General features: G+C 64.5%; 13 protein-coding genes. 7 read left to right on the plus strand and 6 right to left on the minus strand.

Translation table 11 applies throughout. From position 1 onward, the window contains the following. The first annotated feature begins 24 nt into the window (after nt 1-24). From QFZ30_RS08175 to glpK, 3 genes are all read left to right on the plus strand, one after another. Nucleotides 25-1,842 (plus strand): glycerol-3-phosphate dehydrogenase/oxidase, encoded by a 1,818-nt coding sequence (locus tag QFZ30_RS08175; RefSeq protein WP_307075117.1) that lies wholly within the window; start codon nt 25-27, stop codon nt 1,840-1,842. Nucleotides 1,843-1,936: 94 nt separating this feature from the next. Then, a complete protein-coding gene (locus QFZ30_RS08180; protein ID WP_307075119.1) occupies nt 1,937-2,686 on the plus strand; it encodes an MIP/aquaporin family protein in 750 nt (249 codons plus the stop codon). Nucleotides 2,687-2,746: 60 nt separating this feature from the next. Then, the gene (gene glpK / locus QFZ30_RS08185; protein WP_307075122.1) at nt 2,747-4,261 is read left to right on the plus strand and encodes a glycerol kinase GlpK; all 1,515 of its coding nucleotides are present in this window, start codon (nt 2,747-2,749) and stop codon (nt 4,259-4,261) included. Nucleotides 4,262-4,347: 86 nt separating this feature from the next. Here the strand turns inward: glpK and QFZ30_RS08190 are convergent, their stop codons facing one another. From QFZ30_RS08190 to QFZ30_RS08200, 3 genes are all read right to left on the minus strand, one after another. Beyond that, on the minus strand, nt 4,348-7,491 hold the full coding sequence (locus QFZ30_RS08190; RefSeq protein ID WP_307075124.1) for an efflux RND transporter permease subunit: 3,144 nt from the start codon (nt 7,489-7,491) through the stop codon (nt 4,348-4,350). A 1-nt stretch (nt 7,492) separates the two neighbouring features. After that, a complete protein-coding gene (locus QFZ30_RS08195) occupies nt 7,493-7,849 on the minus strand; it encodes a hypothetical protein (RefSeq protein ID WP_307075126.1) in 357 nt (118 codons plus the stop codon). Nucleotides 7,850-7,944: 95 nt separating this feature from the next. Further along, nucleotides 7,945-11,115, minus strand: a complete 3,171-nt coding sequence (locus QFZ30_RS08200; RefSeq protein WP_307075128.1) for an efflux RND transporter permease subunit — start codon at nt 11,113-11,115, stop codon at nt 7,945-7,947. 690 nt (nt 11,116-11,805) lie between these two features. Between QFZ30_RS08200 and leuS the strand changes: the two genes are divergently transcribed. Genes leuS through QFZ30_RS08220 form a run of 4 tightly spaced genes read left to right on the plus strand, consistent with a single transcriptional unit; the run spans nt 11,806 to nt 18,338 of the window. Further along, nucleotides 11,806-14,331 carry a leucine--tRNA ligase gene (gene leuS, locus QFZ30_RS08205; protein WP_307075129.1) on the plus strand — a complete coding sequence of 842 codons (2,526 nt, stop codon included), beginning with the start codon at nt 11,806-11,808 and terminating at the stop codon, nt 14,329-14,331. 55 nt (nt 14,332-14,386) lie between these two features. Beyond that, nucleotides 14,387-15,388 carry a DegV family protein gene (locus tag QFZ30_RS08210; protein WP_307075131.1) on the plus strand — a complete coding sequence of 334 codons (1,002 nt, stop codon included), beginning with the start codon at nt 14,387-14,389 and terminating at the stop codon, nt 15,386-15,388. Between the two features lie 48 nt (nt 15,389-15,436). Then, nucleotides 15,437-16,381: a ComEA family DNA-binding protein gene (locus QFZ30_RS08215; protein WP_307075133.1), complete on the plus strand. Its 945-nt coding sequence runs from the start codon at nt 15,437-15,439 to the stop codon at nt 16,379-16,381. Nucleotides 16,382-16,424: 43 nt separating this feature from the next. Continuing rightward, entirely contained in the window at nt 16,425-18,338 is a 1,914-nt protein-coding gene (locus tag QFZ30_RS08220; RefSeq protein ID WP_307075134.1) for a ComEC/Rec2 family competence protein, read from the plus strand. A 1,230-nt stretch (nt 18,339-19,568) separates the two neighbouring features. Here the strand turns inward: QFZ30_RS08220 and QFZ30_RS08225 are convergent. The 3 genes from QFZ30_RS08225 to QFZ30_RS08235 form a co-directional block, all read right to left on the minus strand. Beyond that, on the minus strand, nt 19,569-19,964 hold the full coding sequence (locus QFZ30_RS08225) for a hypothetical protein (RefSeq protein ID WP_307075136.1): 396 nt from the start codon (nt 19,962-19,964) through the stop codon (nt 19,569-19,571). Between the two features lie 604 nt (nt 19,965-20,568). Further along, complete coding sequence (locus QFZ30_RS08230) at nt 20,569-21,393, minus strand: alpha/beta hydrolase (RefSeq protein WP_307075138.1); 825 nt, start codon at nt 21,391-21,393, stop codon at nt 20,569-20,571. A gap of 275 nt (nt 21,394-21,668) precedes the next feature. Beyond that, nucleotides 21,669-22,298 (minus strand): dienelactone hydrolase family protein, encoded by a 630-nt coding sequence (locus QFZ30_RS08235; protein WP_307075140.1) that lies wholly within the window; start codon nt 22,296-22,298, stop codon nt 21,669-21,671. Nucleotides 22,299-22,417: the final 119 nt, after the last annotated feature.

Below are 22,417 nucleotides of genomic sequence, written 5' to 3' on the forward strand. Positions count from 1 at the left end.
AGGACCAAACCCAAGGGAGTTGTTTTGGGACTCAAGGATTCATTCGGCCACACTGCGGTCACAGCCGCAAACACATCCGCCCAGCGCGCGTCGGTACATGGCCTGAAGCAGCGCCCGTACGCCAAGGTGCTGGTCATCGGCGGCGGCATCAACGGTGTTGGCACGTTCCGCGACCTTGCCCTGCAAGGTGTCGACGTGGCGCTCGTGGAGCGCGGCGACTACTGCCAGGGCGCAAGCGGCGCATCGTCCCATATGATCCACGGCGGCATCCGCTACCTCGAGAATGGGGAGTTCCGCCTGGTGCAGGAATCGGTGCGGGAGCGCAACCGCCTGCTGCACATCGCACCGCACTACGTGAAGCCGCTCCAGACCACCATCCCCATCTTCAGCACCTTCTCCGGTGTGCTCTCCGCGCCCCTGCGGTTCCTGACCCACAAGCAGCAGGGGAAGCCCAAGGAGCGCGGCGCATTCCTCATCAAGCTTGGCCTGAGCCTGTACGATTCGTTCTCCCGCGACGGCGGCAGCGTGCCCCGCCACCAGTTCCGCGGCCGCAAGCGTGCCCTCGCCGAACTGCCGCGGCTCCACCCGGGCATCAAGTACGCGGCCACCTACTTCGACGCCTCGGTGCACAACCCGGAGCGGCTCACCCTGGACGTGCTGCAGGACGGCGAAAAGGCGGGCGCCGGAAACGGTACAGCGCGTGCAAGCAATTACATCTCGCTGCAGTCGATGAAGGGCAGCTCACCCTCCGGAACGGGCAGCCCTTCCCGAACAGGCAACACGGTCCAGCTCCGCGACGAGCTGACCGGCGAGCTCTTCGATTTCACTGCCGATGTCATTGTCAACACCACCGGCGCCTGGGTGGACCTCACCAACGGGGCCTTGGGCGCTGCCTCCTCGTTCATGGGAGGCACGAAGGGCTCCCACATCGTTTTGGATCACCCCGGGCTCCTTGAAGCGTGCAACGGCCGGGAGATCTTCTTCGAACATACGGACGGCCGGATCGTCTTGATCTATCCCATGGGGGACCGGGTCCTGGTCGGGACCACGGATGTTGACGCCGACATGTCCCAGGACGCCGTCTGCACGGACGGGGAAATCGCGTACTTCTTCGACCTGATCGGCCACGTCTTCCCAGGCATTACCGTGCAGCGCGAACAGATCGTCTACACCTTCTCGGGCGTGCGCCCGCTGCCCAAACACGATGCTACGCAGCCCGGATTTGTCTCCCGCGACTACCGCATTGAGCGGCACACGCTGCAGGGGGACGCACCCGGCGCAGCCGCCGCCGTCGTACTCAGCCTGGTAGGCGGCAAATGGACCACGTTCCGGGCCCTCGCGGAGCACCTGAGCAACGACGTCCTCGCTGAACTGGGCATGGAACGGAAAGTGTCGACGGCGAAGCTCGCCATCGGCGGCGGCGCCGGCTTCCCTGAAGACGAAGCCGGTATCCAGAAATGGATCAAGGCGCACATGTCCGCCAGCCGGGATGCTGACCGGACCGCCGTGCTCCTGACCCGCTACGGTACCCGGGCGGAAGACGTCATCCGCCATCTCGACGGCGGCCCGGACAGGCTCCTGCACTCAACCCACGAACTCAGCGTCCGCGAACTGGAATTCATGGCTGAACATGAGCAGATCGGGCACCTGGCCGATGTCCTCATCCGGCGGACGTCCCTCGCCTTCCGGGGGCTGGTCACCGGAGAGCTGCTCAACGAGGTGGCCGAGGTGCTGTCCGTCCCGCTGGGCTGGGACGCTGCCGCAAAAACTGCGGAGATCCGCCTGGCACAGGATGTGCTGGACCGTTTCCACCGCGTAAAGATCCACAGCCTGGTCGCGTAAGCGGACCCGGCTGCCAGCCGGGGCGTCAACTCGCTCCGGCTCAACGGTCCTTCAACCCGCGAAGGACTGACAACAGAAAATAGAGGAGTCAAAGATGTCTCTTGGAATTGTTTTCCTTTCCGAAGTCTTCGGAACGGCGATGCTCACCCTGCTGGGTTGCGGTGTCGTGGCCAACGTTGCCCTGAAGGGGACAAAAGGCAACAGCGGCGGGTTCCTGATGGTCACGTGGGGGTGGGGCATCGCCGTCTTCGCGGGTGTATTTGTTGCCGCCAAGTCCGGTGCCCACCTGAATCCGGCCGTCACGCTGGGCCTGCTGGTCAACGGTAAGGCCGAGTACGCGCCGGACGTCCCGATTGATGTTGCCTCCACCCTGACCTACTTCGGCGGCGAACTGCTGGGCGCCTTCCTGGGTGCGGTGGTCTGCTGGGCAGCCTACAAGCAGCACTTCGACGTCGAGCCCCTGGAGGCAAGCAAGCTGGCCGTCTTCTCCACCGGGCCGGCCATCCGCTCCACTCCGTGGAACCTGGCCACCGAGGTCATCGGCACGTTTGTCCTGGTGTTCGTCATCCTCACCTTCGGCGGAACGCCCTCCGGGCTCGGGCCGCTGGCTGTTGCCCTGCTGGTGGTAGGCATCGGCGTGTCCCTCGGTGGTCCCACCGGCTACGCCATCAATCCGGCCCGTGACCTCGGCCCCCGCATCGCACATGCCCTGCTTCCCATCAGGGGGAAGGGTTCAAGCGACTGGGGGTACTCCTGGATTCCCGTGGTGGGCCCGCTGGTTGGCGGTGCCCTGGGAGGTATCGTCGCTAAATACGCCCCGATCATCATCTCAGCCGCAGCCTGACACTTCAGCAAACAGCACCCCCGCCTAAAGACCTACAGACATACAGACAAGGACGTCATCATGAACCAGTACGTAATCGCCATCGACCAGGGCACCACCAGCACCCGCGCGATCGTTTTCGACCACACGGGCAACATAGTGTCCTCGGGGCAGATGGAGCACGAGCAGATCTTCCCGCAGGCCGGCTGGGTGGAACACAACCCGGCGGAAATCTGGAACAACACGCGCGAAGTCATCGGCTCTGCACTGTCTAAAGCCAACCTGACCCGGCACGATATTGCCGCCGTCGGAATCACCAACCAGCGCGAGACTGCCGTGGTCTGGGACAAGACCACCGGCGAAGCCGTCTACAACGCCATCGTCTGGCAGGACACCCGGACGCAGGACATCGTGAATGAGCTGGCCCAGGACGGCGGCCCGGAGCGGTTCAAACAAAAGGTGGGCCTCCCACTGGCCACCTACTTCTCCGGTACCAAGATCAAATGGATCCTGGACAACGTCGAGGGCGCCCGGGCCAGGGCAGAAGCCGGCGACCTCGTCTTCGGCAATACCGACTCGTGGGTTCTTTGGAACCTGACCGGCGGCGTTGACGGCGGCGTGCATGTCACGGACGTCACCAACGCCTCGCGCACCCTGTTTATGGACCTGGACACCCTGCAGTGGGACGAGGAGATCCTGGGCATCTTCGGTGTCCCTGTCAGCATGATGCCGGCGATCAAGTCATCCTCGGAGGTTTACGGCACTGTCCACACCTCGCAGCTGCTGCGCGAGGTCCCGGTGGCGGGCATCCTCGGCGACCAGCAGGCGGCCACCTTCGGACAGGCGGCATTCCAGACCGGTGAGGCGAAAAACACGTACGGCACCGGCTGCTTCCTGATCTTCAACACCGGGGAGGAGATCGTCCACTCCAAGAACGGCCTGCTGACCACCGTTGGGTACAAGCTGGGGGATGCGGCACCGCATTACGCGCTGGAAGGCTCCATCGCCGTCACCGGCTCGCTGATCCAGTGGCTCCGGGACAACCTGGGCATGATCAGCAGCGCACCTGAGGTGGAAACCCTGGCGGCCTCCGTCAAGGACAACGGAGGTGTGTATATCGTTCCGGCGTTCTCGGGGCTCTTCGCCCCTTACTGGCGTTCGGACGCCCGCGGCGCCATTGTGGGCCTGACCCGGTTCGTCAACAAAAACCACATCGCCCGGGCAGCACTGGAGGCCACTGCGTTCCAGACCCGCGAGGTACTTGATGCGGTCAACGCGGACTCCGGTGTTCCGCTCACTGAGTTGAAGGTCGACGGCGGCATGGTCGCCAACGATGCGCTCATGCAGTTCCAGGCTGACATCCTTGGCGTTCCGGTGATCCGGCCCAAAGTCGTGGAAACCACCGCCTTGGGCGCTGCCTACGCCGCCGGCCTTGCCGTCGGATTCTGGAAGGACCTCGGTGAGCTCTCGGCCAACTGGTCCGAGGACAAGCGCTGGGAACCACAGCTGGACCAGGCCGAGGCTGACCGCCAGCTGCGTCTGTGGAGGAAGGCAGTCACCAAGTCCATGGACTGGGTGGACGAGGACGTGAAGTAGCCCCTCCCGCCAATAGAGCTCCGGCCGGGGAAAGACCCGGCCGGAGCTCTATTTTGTCCGCTGCCTGGAACGGACAGCTTTTGCGGTTAGCCGACCGTGACTGGCTCTGGCTGCCGGCGCCGGTGTCCACCACCCGAGCGCCGTTTGGCGAACCGCAGGTACAGCGAGGGGACGATGAACAGGTTGACCAATGTTGACGTCACCAGGCCACCGAGGATCACCACCGCCATGGGGTGTTCGATCTCATGGCCCGGGAGGTTGCCCATCATCACCAGCGGCACCAGGGCCAGGGCAGTCGCGAGTGTGGTCATGAGGATCGGCGACAATCGCTCGGCAGCCCCGCGCAGCACTAATGGAGGTCCGAACGGCATGCCCTCGAACTGCTCCAGGTGCTGGCAGTGGTTGATGAGCAGGATGCCGTTTCGGGCCGCGATCCCCATCAGCGTCAGGAAGCCGACCAGCGAACCGAGGGACAGGATTCCCCCGCTCAGGTGCGCGGCAATCACGCCGCCCACTAGGGCCATTGGCAGCGTCAGGATGGCGAGGGTCGCCAGCCGCCAGCTCTTGAAAGCAGCCTGGAGCAGGAGGAATACGACGATAACCGCGCCGATCGAGTAGAGCAGCAGCCGTTGTGAGGCGGCCTGGCGTTCTGCGTATTCGCCGAGGACAGCCGCCGAATAGCCAACCGGGAACTCAACCGACTCCATTTCGGACTTCAACTGTTCTACAACCTTGGCCAGATCGCCTTCCTTGACATTGGCACTGACATCGATGCGCCTGGATCCCTCCGAACGCTCAATCACATTGGGTGTGGCTTTGACCGATATCGTTGCCACATCAGCCATCCGGATCTTCGTCCCGCTGGGCGTGTCGAGTGGGAGGTTCTCGATGCTCGTGACACTGGTCCGGGTCTCCGGCGGGCTCCACACCTGGACGTCGTAGGCCTTGCCATCCCGGTAGATGTCGCCGACCTCTTCGCCGGCAACCAGGGTTGCCGCAGCGCGCCGCACATCGCCCGGTTTGAGCCCGTAGCGGGTGGCGGCCTCCAGGTTCACTTCCACGTTGATCTGCGGAATGTTGGCCTGGAGAGCGACCTTGGCACCGATCGCTCCGTCAATGCCGCCCAGGATTTCCTTGATCTTGTCAGCCTCCTTGCGCAGCGTCGCAAGGTCGTCGCCGTACACGCGGACGACGACAGCGTAGCCAGTGCCCGTCAGAACCTCGCGGATGCGTTCCTTGAGGTAGGTCTGGACGTCCCGTACGATTCCGGGGTAGCCGTCAACCACCTCCTGGACTGCCGCGAGGGTGGCGTCGTAGTCGACCGAAGGGTCAACGCTGATCCAGTTCTCACCGAAGTAGACGCCCACCACCTCATCGGCGTTGAATGCCTGGCCTGTGTGGGCCCCGCAATTGTTCACACCCGGGATCGTCATCAGTTCCCTGCAGGCCAGCTCGCTGACGCGGACTTCCTCGGAGTTGGACGTACCAGGCTGTGTGAGCCAGTGCATCAGGAAATCACGCTCCTTGAAGGACGGGAGCAATGATTGGCCCAACAGTGGCGCAGCCACGATGCCTACCGCGCCCAAAGCACCCAGCGCGACGTACCCTGGAACGGGTCGGCGGACGATGGGCCGCAGGGCCTTGGCGTACCAGCGCTTGAGGACCCTGACCACGGGCGGATCCTTGTCCTCCAGTTTGGCGTTCCGGAGGAAGATGTACGCCAGGGCCGGCGTGACAGTGAGCGCCACGAGCATGGACGCCATCACCGCGAGGGTGTACGAGGTGGCCAGCGGCCGGAAGAAGGCCCCGGTCAACCCGTCCAGGAAGAAAATCGGCACGGTGGCAGCGACGATGATCAAGGTGGCGTACACAATCGGTCCGCGGACCTCAAGCGAGGCATTGACCACCACCCTGGCCGTGCTTTCAGTCCCGCCGCTGGCACGGTGGTGTCGGAGTCGTCTGACGATGTTTTCGACGTCGATGATGGCATCATCCACCACCACCCCGACAGCAATCACCAACCCCGCAAGCACCATCGTGTTAATCGTGCCCCCGGTCCAATACAACACGAGGGCCGCAGCCATCAGCGACAACGGGATGGCCGTCACGCTGACCAGGGCAGTTCGCCATTGGAAGAGGAAGACACTCAACACGAGGATGACCAAGAGGCAGCCAAGCAGTAGCGAAACGCCCAGGTTGCCGAGGGATTCCTCAATGAAGGTCGCCGGGCGGAAGATGGCGGTGTCAATAGCGATCCCGGTGAGCCCTGGTTCGAGTTGCTTCAGCGCCTCTTCCACCCCACGCGTCACTTCCAGGGTGTTGCCCCACGGGAGTTTTTCCACGATCAGCATGAGCCCCGGACCGCCGTTAATGACTGCGTCACCGATCAGTTGCTGGTGATCCTCCACCACGTTTGCAACGTCACTGAGCCGGAGGGGCGGCTGTCCCTCGCGATCGTCCAGGGACACTTGTGCGAGATCAGCCGGCGAGGTGATGGGCTGTACATGCTGGATGCCTATTGTCTGGTTGGGCGTGTCGAGGGAACCGCCGGTGCCGATCATGGCGCCTTGGGAATACTGGAGCAGGCCCGCGTCCAGCGCGTCAGCGGTGGTGTTCATCACCGTTTCCAAGGTGACATTGTGGGCCGCCAATCTGGCGGGATCGGCCTGCACCTGCAGCATCTGGAGCCGTTCGCCCCAGATTGCCACATTGGCCACACCAGGCACCCGTAGGAGGTGCGCCCTGATGTTCCAGTAGGAGATCATGGACATTTCGATCAGGGACCGGGTGTCGGAGGACAGACCGATCTTCATGACCCGGCTGGTGGAGGACAAAGGCTGCAGCATGAGCGGTGGCGCCGCCCACGTGGGCAGGGTTGGAATGACCGCTGCCATCCGCTCGGACACGAGTTGCCGTGCGGTGAGCAGATCCATGTCGTTCTTGAACTCCAGCACAATGGAGGACAGCTGGGGTACCGACTTGGACCGCATGTGGTCGAGGCCGTCGATGCCGTTGAAGGCCTCTTCCAGTGGAACCGATACCAGTTCTTCGACCTCAGCGGCCGTGAGTCCCAGGCAGGCTGTCTGCACTTCGACTTTCGGCGGCGCGAACTCGGGGAACACGTCCACCGAGGCGCTGCTGAGTTGACCGCCGCCCACGATCATCAGCGCCGCCGCCATCGCAATGATGATTGATCTGAACCTTAGACTGGCTGATACGAGCCGGCGCATGTCATTTGCCCGTATTGAACTCGGCGCCGAACAGTTCAGCTCCGCCGACCGTTACAACTTGAGTCCCTACGGCGGGACCCACGCTGGCCGTGACCACGCCGGCTTCCACCTTAAGGACGGTGAGTGGCTGGCGCTCGTAAACCCGCGGTTCAGGATTCGTGTACACCCAGGTCTTGCCGTCGGCTTGGTAGAGCAGCGCAGCATAGGGGATCGAGAGGCCTGCTCCGGGCCCCTGCGTGACAGGTTCAGTGCGGAGCTCCAGCCGGTCAATGGCTTTCTGGCTCAGGCTGATGCGTGCTATGCCGGTGGTGGCGTTCTTTTCTACTTTGGCCGGCGCTTCGCCAGGCATCTCTGCCACGGCTGAACGTTGAGCGCAGGCTGGCAGGGAAAACAGCAGGGCTGCACAGATAGCGGCTGCCACTGGCAGGCGTCGCAGGGACTTTTGGCTGGTCATTATACTTCCACCTTTTCCGGCATAACAGGAGTGACGGGTACTTCCGGTTCGTAGACTTCCGACCACTCTTCCGGGGCGGTACGGGGGCCGAACCAGAGTGTCAGGAGCGGGAGCACAAAGAGCCCCACGAGCGTTGTGGTTATCAGGCCGCCGGCAATGACCAGCAGCATCGGCGCCATCAGCGCCTGGCCTGCCGTGCCACCGAGCAAGGCGGGCGGTATCAGCACAAGCACGGTGACGAGGGCGGACTTCAGGATTGGCGACGTCCGGTCCCGGGCCGCCATCATGACGGCCTCGGCGCGGGACATCTCCTCGGACTCCCGCCAGAGTTCGTCCACCCGCGCCGACAGCAGTGTCGCGTTGCGTGAAGCGATGGCCAGGACGGCCGCGAACGCTGTCAGCGACAACCAGGAAAGCGATGCCGCTCCGATCCATCCGACGATCGCTGCTCCGGCCAGCGCCGCCGGCAGCGTCAGGAAGATGGCCAAGGCCAGCTTCCAGCTCCTCACCGCCGTCTGGAGCAGAAGCAGTATGCCCAGGAGGGCAGCCGCTCCAAGCCAGAGCACCAGGGTGTCTGCGGCCTGAATCTGGCCGTATCTTGCCGGGATCTCTGCGTGGTATTCGAGCGGGAACTGGATCTTCTTGATAGCCGCTTCAATATCCCGCTGGACGTCTGCCAGCGGGCGTCCGCTGACGTCGGCCACTACGTCGATCCGCCGCGACGTTTCATTGTGCTGGATGACAGCTTCGCTGGGAACCATCCGGACAGCGGCGACGTCGCCCAGCCGCACCTGGATGCCACTGGGAGTATCGAGGAGCAGCTCACGGATGCTGGTCAGGTCATCCCTGACGCCAAGCGCACCGCGCACTACGACTTCGAACACCTTCTGCTCTTCAAAGAGGTTGCCAACGATGATTCCCTGCATGAGTGCCGCCGCGGCGCGCCTTGCATCGCCGGGCTTGATGCCGGCCTTGTGGGCGGCTTCGAGATTGACCTCGACCTCTACAGTCGGAGTCATGTCCGCGGTGTTGACGACCGGATTCTTGACGCCGTCAATGCCCTGAAGGGCCTTGCGGACCTCTTCGGCCTTTTCGCGCAGGATCGGCATCTCCGTTCCGTAAACCCGGACCGCGAAGCCCGGTTCCAGGCTGCTGCGCATGTCGCCGATCTTCTGCTGCGAGTAGTTCAGAACGTTGTGGGCGATGCCGGGGTAGCCCTGCACCACGTCCCGGACTGCCTGCTCCGTCTCGCCGAAGTTGGCGTCCGGTGCGATCGACACCCACAGCTCAGCCGAGCTGTTGCCGACCACCTGGTCCGCGGAAATGGCGCGGCCAATATGGCCGCCGACTCCGGATACGCCCGGGAGAGCCCGCAGTTCATCGGAGGCCCTGGCGGCGATCCGCCGGACCTCGTCAGTGGATGTACCGGCCATGGTGTCCCACTGAACCAGCAGGGTGCGGTCGGGTATGGTGGGGACGACAGTCCGGTTGCCGACCAGCTGGGAGCCAGCGGCGAGGCCAAGGATCCCAACGACCGCGACGGCCACGATGGCCAGTGCTCTCCGGGAACGGGCGCCGCCCAATGCCCGGTCGTAGTAAGCCGTTGCACGCCCGACGGCGGGAGGTTCCCTGCCGGGGGCCGTCTTATGCGGAAGCAGGAAATGCGCCAGTATCGGCGTGAGAGACAGGCCTACGATCAGTGCGGCGGCCAAGGTCAGCACCAGCGACCAGAACAGCGGTGAGAAGAACGATCCGCCGATTCCGGTCAGGAAGAGCGTGGGAACGAGAACGACCACCATGATGAGTGAAGCATGGAAGAGCGGTGTGCGGACTGCGCGGGCAGCGGTCATGATGCGCGACCTCACGTCACCAGACTCTGCGGTCTCGGGGACCATGGTCCGTCGTCGCTGGGCCTGTACGTCCTCCACGATGTCGCCCACGATCACGGCGACGCCGAGCAGGATGCCCATCAGGACGGTGATGTTCAGGGTCGCGTTTTGGGCGAACAGCACTGTCGCCGCCGTCATGACCGTGGTTGCGATGGCCAGGAGTGCGATGACGGCGACCCGCCAGGAACGGAAGAGCAGCCAGAACAGTGCAACGGCGATCAGCAGGCTGATCAGGAGTGCCAGGCCGATGCTGTTGACTGAATCCTGAACGGCGGTGGCGGGGCGGAAAACGGAGGTGTCGATCTGGATGCCGGTGAGGCCGGGCTCCATGTCCTTGAGGGCGGCCTCAACGTCACGGGTGACGTCCAGGGTGCTCGCGCCCGGGAACTTCTCCACGACCAGCATCAGGCCGGCACCCTGTCCCACAACGGCGTCGCCGATCAGCGGCTGGTGGTCTTCCTTGACCTGGGCAATATCGCCCAGGACCACCGCCGGGTCCGAGTCCTCCACGCTGACTTTGGCAAGGTCGGCCGGGGTACGGATGGGAAGGACATGCTGGATGCCGAGGCGCTGGCTGGGAGACTCCACGAAACCGCCAGTGCCCGGAGTCGACGCTTCGAGGAAGCTCAACGGCGAGACCCAGACGGCGTTACCGGTGCTCTTGATGATCTGCTCCAGGGTGAGGCCCTTCTCCCGCAGCTGCGAGGGGTTGACCTCAACCTGAAGCTGTTGCTCGCGCTGGCCCCAGATGGACACGTTCGCCACCCCTGGGATGCCGATCAGCCGGGGCTTGATCTTCCACCGCGCCAGGACCGACATGTCGATGCCGGAGAGCTGCTGGGAGTTCATCTTTACCATCAGCACCCGGCTGGTGGAGGACACAGGTTGCATGATGAGCGGCGGCGTCGAGACGTTAGGCAGTGCATGCGCCTGTGTCATCCGTTCCGCGACCAACTGGCGGGCACGCAGGAGATCCGTGCCAGGCTCGAAGACGAGTTCAATTGACGACATCCCCGGGACGGATTTCGAGCGGATCTCGTCCAGCCAGGCCACCCCGTTGAGGAGATCGGCTTCCATCGGGGAGGTGATGAGCTGTTCAACTTCAACAGCAGAGAGGCCGAGGGCCTCAGTCTGGATCTCGACCTGTGCGGGCGCGAACTCGGGCATGGTGTCCACAGCGATATGTGGAACATTCACAACGCCAAAGGTGATGATGGCCGCGGCAAGTGCGAGAACCAGAATTCGGAACTGCATACTAAAACGGGCGATCCAGCCAAACATGACTAGAGCCCTGCCGATTCATTACAGGGGGTGCAAGAATGTGATTTCAATTTCTCGCAACGGTTACCGCAGGATACACACCACAGATTCATTTCAGGCTCCTACACCTGAGACCGTTGGTGAGCCCCCCACAGGCTTAGACAATACAATGGACCGATTCTGCCGGTTTGGCAATAGGTCAACGAAGCCCATTTGTGTTGGCCGTGAAATGCGGGCGTTTCGGATGCGAAATCGCTTGGAGCACGTACTTAAAGTGGGGGCTGGCTCGCATTAAATTTATGGCCCAGGCAACTAAATAGTGCTCTCCAGTTCAACGGTGCCTGCACTGCCATCAACCCCCATCAACCCTAACCAGTTGCCCTGTCCGGAGGAGCTGCGTGGCGTTGCGGATGCCACCAGTGCCAGCGCGGATGGGACGTTGCCTTACGGGGCTGCAGTGCAGTCGCGGGTGCATTGCGCGGCATAGGGCATGTGAACCCCTCCGGCCCCGCTGGTGCGCTAAAGTAGTTCCATGCGTGCGATCCTTCTGCTTAGCTAGCCGCCCGGTATCCGGATAAAAACGGATTGCCGCGCGGCAGCCCCTCCATGGCGAGGGGCTTTTGTGTGTCCGGGCCTGTTTCCGGGCCGGCAGCAGGAGGATCAGACCGTTATGGCAGCACCGATGCCGTAACAGAACAGAAGAGGGCAGCAGTGGGCGTTCAGCCGGAGACAGAGACCGGAACAGCAGCAGTGGCGGCGGAAGGACCCGAGGAGGGTGCCTACAGCTTTGCCACGATGGAGGCCAAGTGGCCGCGGGTGTGGGAGGACCTCAAGGTCTTCACCCCGGTTGACGACGGGTCCCGCGAGCGCCGCTACGTGCTGGACATGTTCCCGTACCCGTCAGGTGACCTCCACATGGGCCACGCCGAGGCCTTTGCCATGGGCGACGTTGTGGCGCGGTACCTGCGCCAGCAGGGCTATGACGTGCTGCACCCGATCGGCTGGGACTCCTTCGGCCTGCCGGCCGAGAATGCCGCGATCAAACGCAATGCGCACCCCAGCGAGTGGACCTACGCCAACATCGAAACGCAGGCCGCATCCTTCAAACGGTACGCCATTTCCGCGGACTGGTCCCGCCGGCTGCACACGTCCGATCCCGGCTACTACCGCTGGACCCAGTGGCTGTTCAAGCGCTTCTACGAGCGTGGCCTGGCCTACCGCAAGGACTCACCGGTCAACTGGTGCCCCAAGGACCAGACCGTGCTGGCCAATGAACAGGTGGTAAACGGCGCCTGTGAACGCTGCGGAACGCCGGTGACCAAGAAGTCCTTGAACCAGTGGTACTTCAAGATCACCGAGTACGCGGACAGACTGCTGGACGACATGGATGAACTCCGCGGCCATTGGCCCGAACGCGTCCTGGCGATGCAGAAAAACTGGATCGGGCGGTCCGAAGGTGCCCACGTCAACTTTGCGATCGAGGCCGACGGCGGGAAGCCCGCCAAGGACGTTACCGTCTTCACCACGCGTCCGGACACCCTGTACGGCGCCACGTTCTTCGTGGTGGCCGCCGACGCGCCGCTCGCCGTCGAACTCGTGACCGAAGAGCACTCCGCCGCCCTGGACGAATACCGGGAGCAGGTCAAGGCGCTTTCGGAGATCGAACGCCAGTCAACCGAGCGCGAAAAGACCGGCGTCTTCACCGGCCGGTACGCCACCAACCCACTCAACGGAGAGAGGCTGCCGGTCTGGGCCGCCGACTACGTGCTGGCCGACTACGGCACCGGCGCGATCATGGCTGTCCCCGCCCATGACCAGCGCGACCTCGACTTCGCCCAGAAATTCGACCTGCCCGTCAGGGCCGTGCTGGATACCGGCGAGGAGGATCCTGCCGTTTCCGGCACGGCAACGGCAGGCGAAGGCACCCTCATCAACTCCGGCGCCCTTGATGGCCTGCCGAAGGCCGAGGCCATCCCGGCCGCCATCGAAATCCTTGAACAACACGGCACGGGCGAGAAATTCGTCAACTTCCGCCTGCGTGACTGGCTCCTGAGCCGGCAGCGGTTCTGGGGCACCCCGATCCCCATCGTCCACTGTCCGGCCTGTGGCGAGGTTCCCGTTCCGGACGACCAGCTGCCCGTGACGCTGCCGGCGGACCTGCGGGGCGAAGACCTGTCCCCGAAGGGCACGTCGCCGCTGGCGGCCGCCGAAGCCTGGGTCAACGTGGACTGCCCGAACTGCCACGGTCCCGCCAAGCGTGACACGGATACCATGGACACCTTCGTTGACTCGTCCTGGTACTTCCTGCGCTTTGTGTCCCCGGACTACACGGAAGGACCGTTTGATCCGGACAAGATCAACGACTGGATGCCGGTTGGGCAGTACGTGGGTGGCGTGGAACATGCCATCCTGCACCTGCTGTACGCGCGGTTCTTCACCAAGGTCATCCATGACCTTGGCATGATCGACGCCGATGAGCCGTTCAGCGCACTCCTCAACCAGGGCCAGGTGCTCAACGGAGGCAAGGCCATGAGCAAGTCGCTGGGCAACGGCGTCAACCTCGGCGAGCAGCTGGACAAGTACGGTGTGGATGCCGTCCGCCTGACCATGATCTTCGCCTCCCCTCCGGAGGACGACGTGGACTGGGCCGATGTCTCGCCGTCGGGATCGGCGAAGTTCCTGGCCCGCGCCTGGCGGCTGGCACAGGACGTGGCCAGTGAACCCGGCGTGGACGTCACTGCCGGCCATCGCGCCTTGCGGTCCGTGACGCACCGGACCATCGCCGACGCCGCGGATCTGCTGGACCATAACAAGTTCAACGTTGTGGTGGCCAGGCTGATGGAGCTGGTCAATGCGACACGCAAGGCGATTGACTCCGGTGCAGGCGCAAAGGATCCGGCCGTACGGGAAGCAGCAGAGGCGGTCGCCGTTATCCTCAGTCTGTTCGCGCCGTACACCGCTGAGGACATGTGGAACGTCCTGGGCCACCCGGCCTCCGTAGCCAACGCGGGCTGGCCTGTGCACGACGAATCGCTGCTGGTCCAGGACACGGTCACCGCCGTCGTCCAGGTGCAGGGCAAAGTCAGGGACCGCCTGGAGGTCTCGCCGGACATCAGCGAGGACCGGCTCCGCGAGCTTGCACTGGCCTCGGAGAACGTCCAGCGGGCGCTTGACGGCCGCGGCATCCGCACGGTGATCGTACGCGCGCCTAAACTGGTGAACATCGTCCCGGCGTAGCCGGTTCCGGCCGCCGGGTCCGTCCGGCGGCCGGCCATGACTCCAGGAGGCACACTTGCCCGACCGTGATGCCGCCGCTTGGCTCTGGCTCCGGGAGCGCCTGGCTGCCCTCCGTCCCGCGCCAAGGCATGGAACCGCCGGTCCTTCAGCCATCGTCCGCACGGCCGTGGTCACTGACTCCGCGGCCGCGCTGCCGGCTGACTGGATCACCGCGCTTTCCGGCGACGGCCGGCTGACAGTCATCCCCATGCCCGTGATGGTGGGGGAGGAAATCTATGGTGAGGGTGAGGACGATATCACCGAAACCATCTCGCTCGCATTGGCAACCGGCAGGTCAGTGAAGACCTCGCGCCCGTCGCCCGGCCAGTTTGAGCAGGCTTTCCTGGCCGCCGAACGGCGGGGGTACGAAGCTGTTGTCTCCATTCACATTTCGGGCGGATTGTCAGGAACCGCTGATGCGGCCAGGCTGGCGGCCGGCAGAGTGGCCATCCCGGTGGAGGTGCTCGATTCCGGCACGGTGGGCATGGCCCAAGGAATGGGGGTGCAGGCCGCCGTCGTTGCGGCCGCGGACGGGCAGGATGCAGCCGCCGTCCGCGCCGTTGCCGAGGAACACCTGTCACGGACCAGGGTGTACTTCTATGTTCCCAGCCTCGAGCAGCTGCGCCGCGGCGGAAGGATCGGGGCTGCGGCCTCCCTCCTGGGAACCATGTTCGCTATCAAGCCCATTCTGGCCGTCGACGGCGGCAAGATCATTCCGCTGGAAAAGGTGCGTTCGGCGGCAAAAGCTGTGGCCCGGCTGGAGGAGATAGCGGCCGCCGATGCCGCGTCGCGGCCCGACGGGCAAGTACGGCTTGCGGTCCATCACTTCGGCAATTCTGCAGAAGCGGAACAGCTGGCGGCCAGGCTCGCCGCTGAGCTGCCCAATTGCCCGCCGGCCCAGATCAGTTCCTTGCCCGCTGTCCTCGCCGCGCACGCAGGGCTGGGTGTGCTTGCCGTGATCGTCGGGGAGAGCGGGCCTCCGGCCGTGGCGGCGGAACTGCCCGGGCTTTCCACATAGCCTCCGCCGGGCCTGTTGCCGGTGGACACGCCTCCCTAGCGTGGGGATATGTCACGCCGGGATGCTGGAGCAGCAGCCAGTCATGTGGCGCGCCATGCCAGGGACCGGCTGCGGTCCACGTTGGGAGACGGTTCCCGCGGACTGCTCCTGACGGACGGCAGCCCGGAGGGATTCCAGTACGACGACGGCTCAGGCCACATGGGGGAGAGCGCAGGCCGCGCCAAACCGGAAGCCGAAATCCGGGACTCCATCCGCCCCCCGCCCCCGGGCACACACCGGATGGGGCAAGCCCTCAGATGGCGTCTTGGCCTGCGGGTTGCCGTTCTTCTCGGCATCATCGCGGTCCTGGCCGGCGCCTGGTTCTGGTGGCAGGTGTCCGAGGGCCGGCCTGAGGTTCTTCCGCTCGATGCCATCTCGCCGGGGAGTGTTCCGGCCGTCCCGGATGGGATACCAGGGGAGGGGCCAGCGACGGAGCCGCCAGCGGGTTCGGGGCAATTGGAATCAGGAAAAGGAAACCCGGCAGCTGCCATTGTAGTTGTCCACGTCGCAGGTGCCGTGGCCAGGCCGGGGGTTGTTCAGCTGCCTTCCGGGAGCCGGGTTCATGAGGCGATTGCCGCCGCGGGCGGGGGCACGATTTCGGCGGACCTCAACCGTCTCAACCTTGCAGCGGCGGTGACGGATGGAGAGAAGATCTATGTCCCCGGGCCAGGCGAGCCCCTGCCAGCTGATTCCTCCGGTGCATCATTGGGCCCGGCAGGAACCGGCGACGCTGCCGGGGATACCGCTGTGCAAGGAGCGGGAGGGAAGACCAACCTCAACACGGCCGGAGTCCAAGAACTTGATGCCCTGCCCAAGGTGGGGCCGGTGCTCGCCCAGCGCATCGTGGACTGGCGGAAGGAGCATGGACCCTTCAAGACTGTTGAGGAGCTCGATGCGGTGGACGGCGTCGGGCCCAAAATGCTGGAAGCGCTGCTTCCCCTGGTGAGCGTCTAAATGCTGTACCCGATGGGGCCTGAAGCCGAGAAGATTGAAGCCGATGAGTAGCCGCAGCCCGTGGAGCCGCTACGTCGAGTCGGCAGTCCGGGTTCAGGCTTTGCCCGACGCCGCCGGACCTGACGGACTTCTGGGCGCCGCCGGACCTGACGGACGTGGAACTCGCGCCGCTGGACCCGACGGACATCAGGCCGTCGGGCCGGTCAATGCCCGCCTGACCCGCCCGACCTCCCACGTCGCGGCACAGGTCCGCGGACATTTGGGCAAGCGGCTGCGCGGCCAGGCCCGCGATGCAGCCGGGACTGACGTGCCGCGGCGCCGCACGGACCTCCGGCTGGCGTTTCCTGCATTGCTGGTCTGGTGCGCGGCCATCTCGGGCGTCTGGCTGACACCGGAGGCGCTGGCGGCCGTGTGCGGTGGCCTGCTGTCCATAGCCGGGCTCCTGCTCCACAGGGCCGGCCGGGCCAAGGCCCGGTCAGGGCCACAGCGGGCCGTCCCGCGCAGCTTCCTGATCACCTCCGCCGTCGCCCTGCTGCTGGCGGCAGCGGCCGCTGGGCATTCTGCCGTCACTTCGTCCCAGCGGTACGATGGCCCCCTCGCCGAGGCTGTCAAGTCCGGCAAATCCGTCGTCGCAGTTCTGGAGGTGGCCGGCTCGCCCCACGCCCTGGCTCCCGCGGGTCAGGCGGGAACTTCGGGGCGGTGGTCGGTGGCGGTCACCACTGTGGAGATCACGGCAGGCGGCCAGGTGGTACGTGCCCGCGCGCAGCTGGTGGTCATGGGCGGCGGTGATTGGGGGAAGCTGACACCCGGCCAAGTGGTCCGGACCACGGGAAAGCTCAAGGCCGCGGAATCAGGCCAGCCGGAGGCCGGACTTCTGGCTGCAACATCTGCCCCCATGGCCCTTTCTGCCGCCCAAGGCTGGCAACAGGCGGCCAGGGAGCTGCGTAGCCGCTATGTCTCTGCCGCCGCGTTCCTGGCCGCCGACCCCCGAGGGCTCCTTCCCGGCATGGTCACCGGAGACACCAGCGCACTGGACGAAGGGCTCAATACAGCCATGAAAGCTGTGGGCATGACCCATCTGACGGCGGTCAGCGGGGCCAACTGCAGTCTTGTACTGGGCGCCCTGCTGCTGGTGGCCCGTAGCCTTCGGTTGCCCAGGCTGCCCGCGGCGGTGCTGGCACTGGCTGGCCTGGGGCTGTTTGTGGTGCTGGTGGGTCCGGATGCCAGTGTCCTGCGCGCTGCGTTGATGGGCTCTATCGCCCTCGCTTCTTTAGCCGGCGGCCGCTCCGGCCGCGGCCTTAGCTTCCTATGCCTTGCTGTCATCGGCCTTCTCGTGTTTGACCCGGGCCTGGGCACGAGCTACGGATTCCTGCTCTCGGTGCTGGCAACCCTCGGAATCATTGTTCTCGGGCAACGGATGGTCCGCTGGACACCCACAGTGGTTCCGCGCTGGGTGGCGGCAGCTTTTGCCGTGCCGTTGTCCGCGCAGATGCTCTGCGGTCCGGTCATTGTGCTGCTGCAACCCCAATTTTCCACGTATTCATTGCTGGCGAACGTTGTGGCCTCGCCGCTGGTAGCGCCCGTGACGCTGCTGGGCACGGCTGCGGTTCCGCTGGTGATCCTGGCGCCGTGGGCAGCCACCGCGCTGATTGCAGTGGCGGGCACCTTCAGTGCCGGCGTGGCGTGGACCGCCAGGTTCACTGCTGCCCTGCCCGGAGCCTCACTTGCATGGCCCGAGGGAGCCTTTGGGCTTTTGACGATGGTGTTGCTGTCCGCGCTTACCTTGGGCCTTGTGTGGATGGCCGTCCGCCCCCGGCAGATTGTGCAGTGCGTTGTGGCCCTGCATGGCCGCACGGAGCATTTGCTTGAGCTGGTGGAACGCCGTGTCCGTCGCAGCCGCCACTATGCCGTTGTAAATCGGCTTAAGGGGAACGGACGTCCAGGGCGTAGGGGGTGAAATGGTGGATGTCAGGGCGGCAACCGATCTAATTGCGCGCACCGCGGCCCAGCAGAACGCGGAGAAGATCCTCCAGCGGGTGGAGGCAGAGGAGAGGCAGGCTCGGCGCGCTGCGATTTAGGGCAGACACCTGTATTGTTCATCCGCCCGGCGTCCGCCGAGCCGTTCACCTACCGGTCGGCGCGGGCGCTGTTCGCCAGCACCGGACGGGAGGTGAAGGTGAACCTGGCGGTGCATGTATGCCGCGCTAAAAAAGGACTGTGCTGGGACGGACATCTGTACAAGGTTCCTGTTCCACTCGACAACCCGGTGTGGTACGAATGGGACGAGCGCAAGGAACCGCCTTGCAACTTAGGGTTGGTCCGAATATTTGGAAAGGTAAGGACTAAAGTGCTTTCACTCGGAGTTGTTCTACTAATCCTTGGTTATATTTTCAACATTGGAATCCTGATAACTATTGGGTGGATTCTGGCTGTTATCGGCCTCGTGCTTTTCGTGCTCGGTGCAATCGGACGCCCTCTTGCCGGAAGACGGTACTGGTACTAATCGCGCGCTCCGCGCCGCTGCAGGGACCGCGCCAGTCCTCCCCGGTATGCATATTGCCTGGAATGCGCGACGTGGCGATCTCGCCGCAGTCTGGGCGCGTAGATAAGCCACGCACCACCGACCGGTTGTGGGTCCATTAGTACGGGATCCACGGTGCAGGTGTGGTGGAGTTCGAGGACGACTCAAGCGACTTCAGAACACCGGGACAACCCCCGACAAGAGGATCGCGCAGGTCGATCGACTCAAGACTGAGAACGCCAAGCTCAGGGACCGTCTGACACAGGCGGAACAGGCCATCGCAGAACTCGGCGACTTCCGTGGTCAGGCCCTGGCCCGTCTGGCCGCGCAGCACTGGGAGATCATCCGGCTCCGCGCCACCGCCGACACATCGAGCCGCGTCGCCCGTCTCCCGGCACGCCGCGCGCAGGCCCCATCGATCGGACCATGCTGAGCTGCCCAGCCGACCCGGCAGCATCTGCGCGACAGCGACTCCGCGCCACACGCGGGTAGTCACAACGCGTCCGCAATGCGATCTCTCTCATGGCGTCAGTGGTCGAATGCAACACGCTGGACGATCCACGTCGCAAACACATCGCCTTAACGAACCCGGATCAATGACCACGCAAACCCGACCGCACATCGTCCGGAGGTCTTAGCAGCCCCAAGCTGGTTGTAGGGAGCAGGTCACGGCTCGAATGGCAGCAACAGGACCGTGTAGATTCCGAGGATGACGACGCCGGCCGTGACCGCCGCCGTCGAGGTGAGGTCCGGGGGCATGCTTTCCTGGTAGATACCCCTCACGGCGCGCCGGACGCCGGGCTTGCGCGTGACGTTGATGGCTAGGGCGGTGACCCCTGCAGCTGCCACGAGAGTTCCGACGAACCAGCCGTGATGGGGCGTCCAGCGCAGGAAGATCGCGGCAGCGACAACCATCGCCATGGTGGTGGGTCCCCTGGCGAGGTCGGTGCGTCGGCCAGGTCGGGGAGGCGGCGGTGCGATGATCCATTCCAGGTCGGCCAGATTCAGCGCGACATTGCGGAGCCAGCGACTCCATCGCAGTGCCGGAGATCGCCAACACATGAGCATGTGGTGGCGAGGGCGTTATTGGCGTGCTGGTACGGATCTGAAGCTCGCTTTTCGCTCGTTTACGAGCACAGCACCGGACCGATACACACTCCTCCGGGAGTCGGGAAGACCTTGCTGGCCCAAAGGTCCCAGTACAGCCCTGCGTAGGCACAGCCTGACAAGGGGCACTCTTGACGCCCTTCGAGACGATGAACACTGGGGGAGAGCGGAGCCAAGTCTCTCCTGTCCAAGGCCCTCAAGACCGGACACGCGGCGACTCAGGAGGCAGTGGAATTCTGCCTAGGCAGCTCTTGATGGCCTGCTTAGCGTGCACCCATCTCTTGTTCCAACTTTCACTGGCAAGAAAATCTGACATTCTATATAGTTCAAAATGGCCAACTTCGCGCATTTCCGCAGCTCAAAGCCATTTCTACTACCCATCTCCGGCTAATAGTTTGTGACCACCAATATTCATTCTTGAGGTATTGGATGCGCCGATGAGGTTCCAATCGGCCGCGAACCTCTGCTGACCGGCATTGAGCCGCGGCCCTTGAGAGTCGCACCTTGGGAGAGGAGGCCACCGTCGGCGCATAATGCGTGTACTTGGCGTCCTTAGCCGTCACGGGCATCCTGTCGCCCCGCCGCGGCCAGCCACGTCGACGAGGGCACCGATGAGTTCGGGACCCAGCGCCAGTGCTGCATCGTTGTGGTTCGCCGCCGCTACCTCCACCTCGATGACGTAGTTTCCGGCGTCCCGGGCCGCCTGAGCCACCTCCCGGCTCTGCTGTGCGGGCACGATGGTGTCCGCGCTCCCGTAGACCACGGCGGTCGGGATGTCCGCTCGCACTACGTTTTCGCGTACCGGGTAGTGATCGCGAAGCATCCAGCCCACCGGCACGCCGTAGGCTGCGCGGCCGAGGTCGGCGAGCGAGGTAAAAGGTGAGCGCAGCAGCATCGCGGCTGGAGGGTGCTCGGTGGTGAGCTCCGTGACCACCCCGGCGCCGATGCTCTCCCCGAAATAGACGAGCGAGCCCGCCGGTACTCCTGCCGCACCTGTCAGGAACTCGCGAGCGGCGCGGACATCGCGCGCGAGACCGTCCTCGGACGGGTACCCGGGATTCGCCGCGTAACCGCGATAGTCGAAGAGCAGCACGCCGAAGCCGAGCTCGCTGATCGCTCGCCCCAGCCCTGCCCGATTAGCCCGGTTGCCGGCGTTGCCCGGTGCGACGAGCACGGTCGCGCGGCAGCCGCCTGCGGCTGGCAGGTACCAGGCACCGAGCTCGAGGTCGTCACTCGTCGTGAGCGTGACTTCCTGGGCTCCGGGCAACAGCTCGGCGGCAGGGCGTGGCTGGCCGCGGTCGGGAAAATAGATGAGCGAGCGTTGGAAGAACCACGGCATGCCAATCAGGAGCCCGACGACGACGAACACGGTCGCGAGCAGCATGATCCTTCGCGCCGTCAACTTTTTCGCCACCGTCCTATGATCGCAGAGCGGTTCGCGCCGCACACGGCACGTGACCCACGACCTGATCACCGACCGCTGACGCAGGCCGCCGAGCACTGTATGGGGCACGCCGCAACGGGGCGGACGTGACAGCGAAGTTCCGGTCGGCTTGCGAGGCACGAGCCGGTATAAAGGATCTAAGGGGTATTCATCTGACGGACTAGACTCAGGGCGTGGATGCGGATCGGCCTCGGGCGGGTGCCTCAAGACGGCAGTTACGGAGCAGTCGATGGCTGGTTTAGGTGTTTCCTGAAGTGGTCTTCGATCCGCTGCCATGCTTCCGGGGAAGCCTCCGGGTCCGGCTTGATGCCCATGATCCGGTTCAGCGGACGCAGCAGTTTCGGTGCCAGGTCGGCGTCGTTCATGAAGGCGTGGCTGGAGACGGGAAACTCCTTGACGTCATTCTCGATTCCAAGCCCGTTGAGGGCGGACTTCAGCTTGGCGGCCGCGCCCGGCAGCGTGTGGTCCCGGCCGCCGTAGTTGGCCACCACTGGACATGATCCGCGCAAAGACTCCTCTAGGCGCCTGGGGAGTTGCCCGTAGTTCACGGACGCAGCATCGAAACCGTCCTTGGCCACAAGCAGGGCAAAGCCGCCGCCCATGCAGAAGCCGATCACACCCGTCTTTCCGGTGCTGCGCTCCGAAGTGCTGAGCCAGGTCCGTGCGGTGGCCAGATCGGTGAAGGCCTTGCCGGTGCCCGAGATCATTGACCGCATGGTGCTCACAAGGCAGCGGCGGGCGCCGCCGTCGCTGTAGAGGTCCACGGCCAGCGTCAGGTAACCGGCTGCGGACAGCCTGTCCGCATGGCGGCGCATCCTGTTGCCGGATACCGGACAGTCTGCCATCAGCAGCCGTGCATCGGTTGCTCCGTAAGTGCCCTAAGGGGTATTCACTGCTGTGGGTTCATTCCCGCCAGGACCGACCAGCCCTGGGCCGTCCCAGGCTTGGCGGGTGACCGCGTGGC

Origin of the sequence: Arthrobacter pascens (assembly GCF_030815585.1) — a bacterium.
Lineage (GTDB): Bacteria > Actinomycetota > Actinomycetes > Actinomycetales > Micrococcaceae > Arthrobacter > Arthrobacter pascens_A.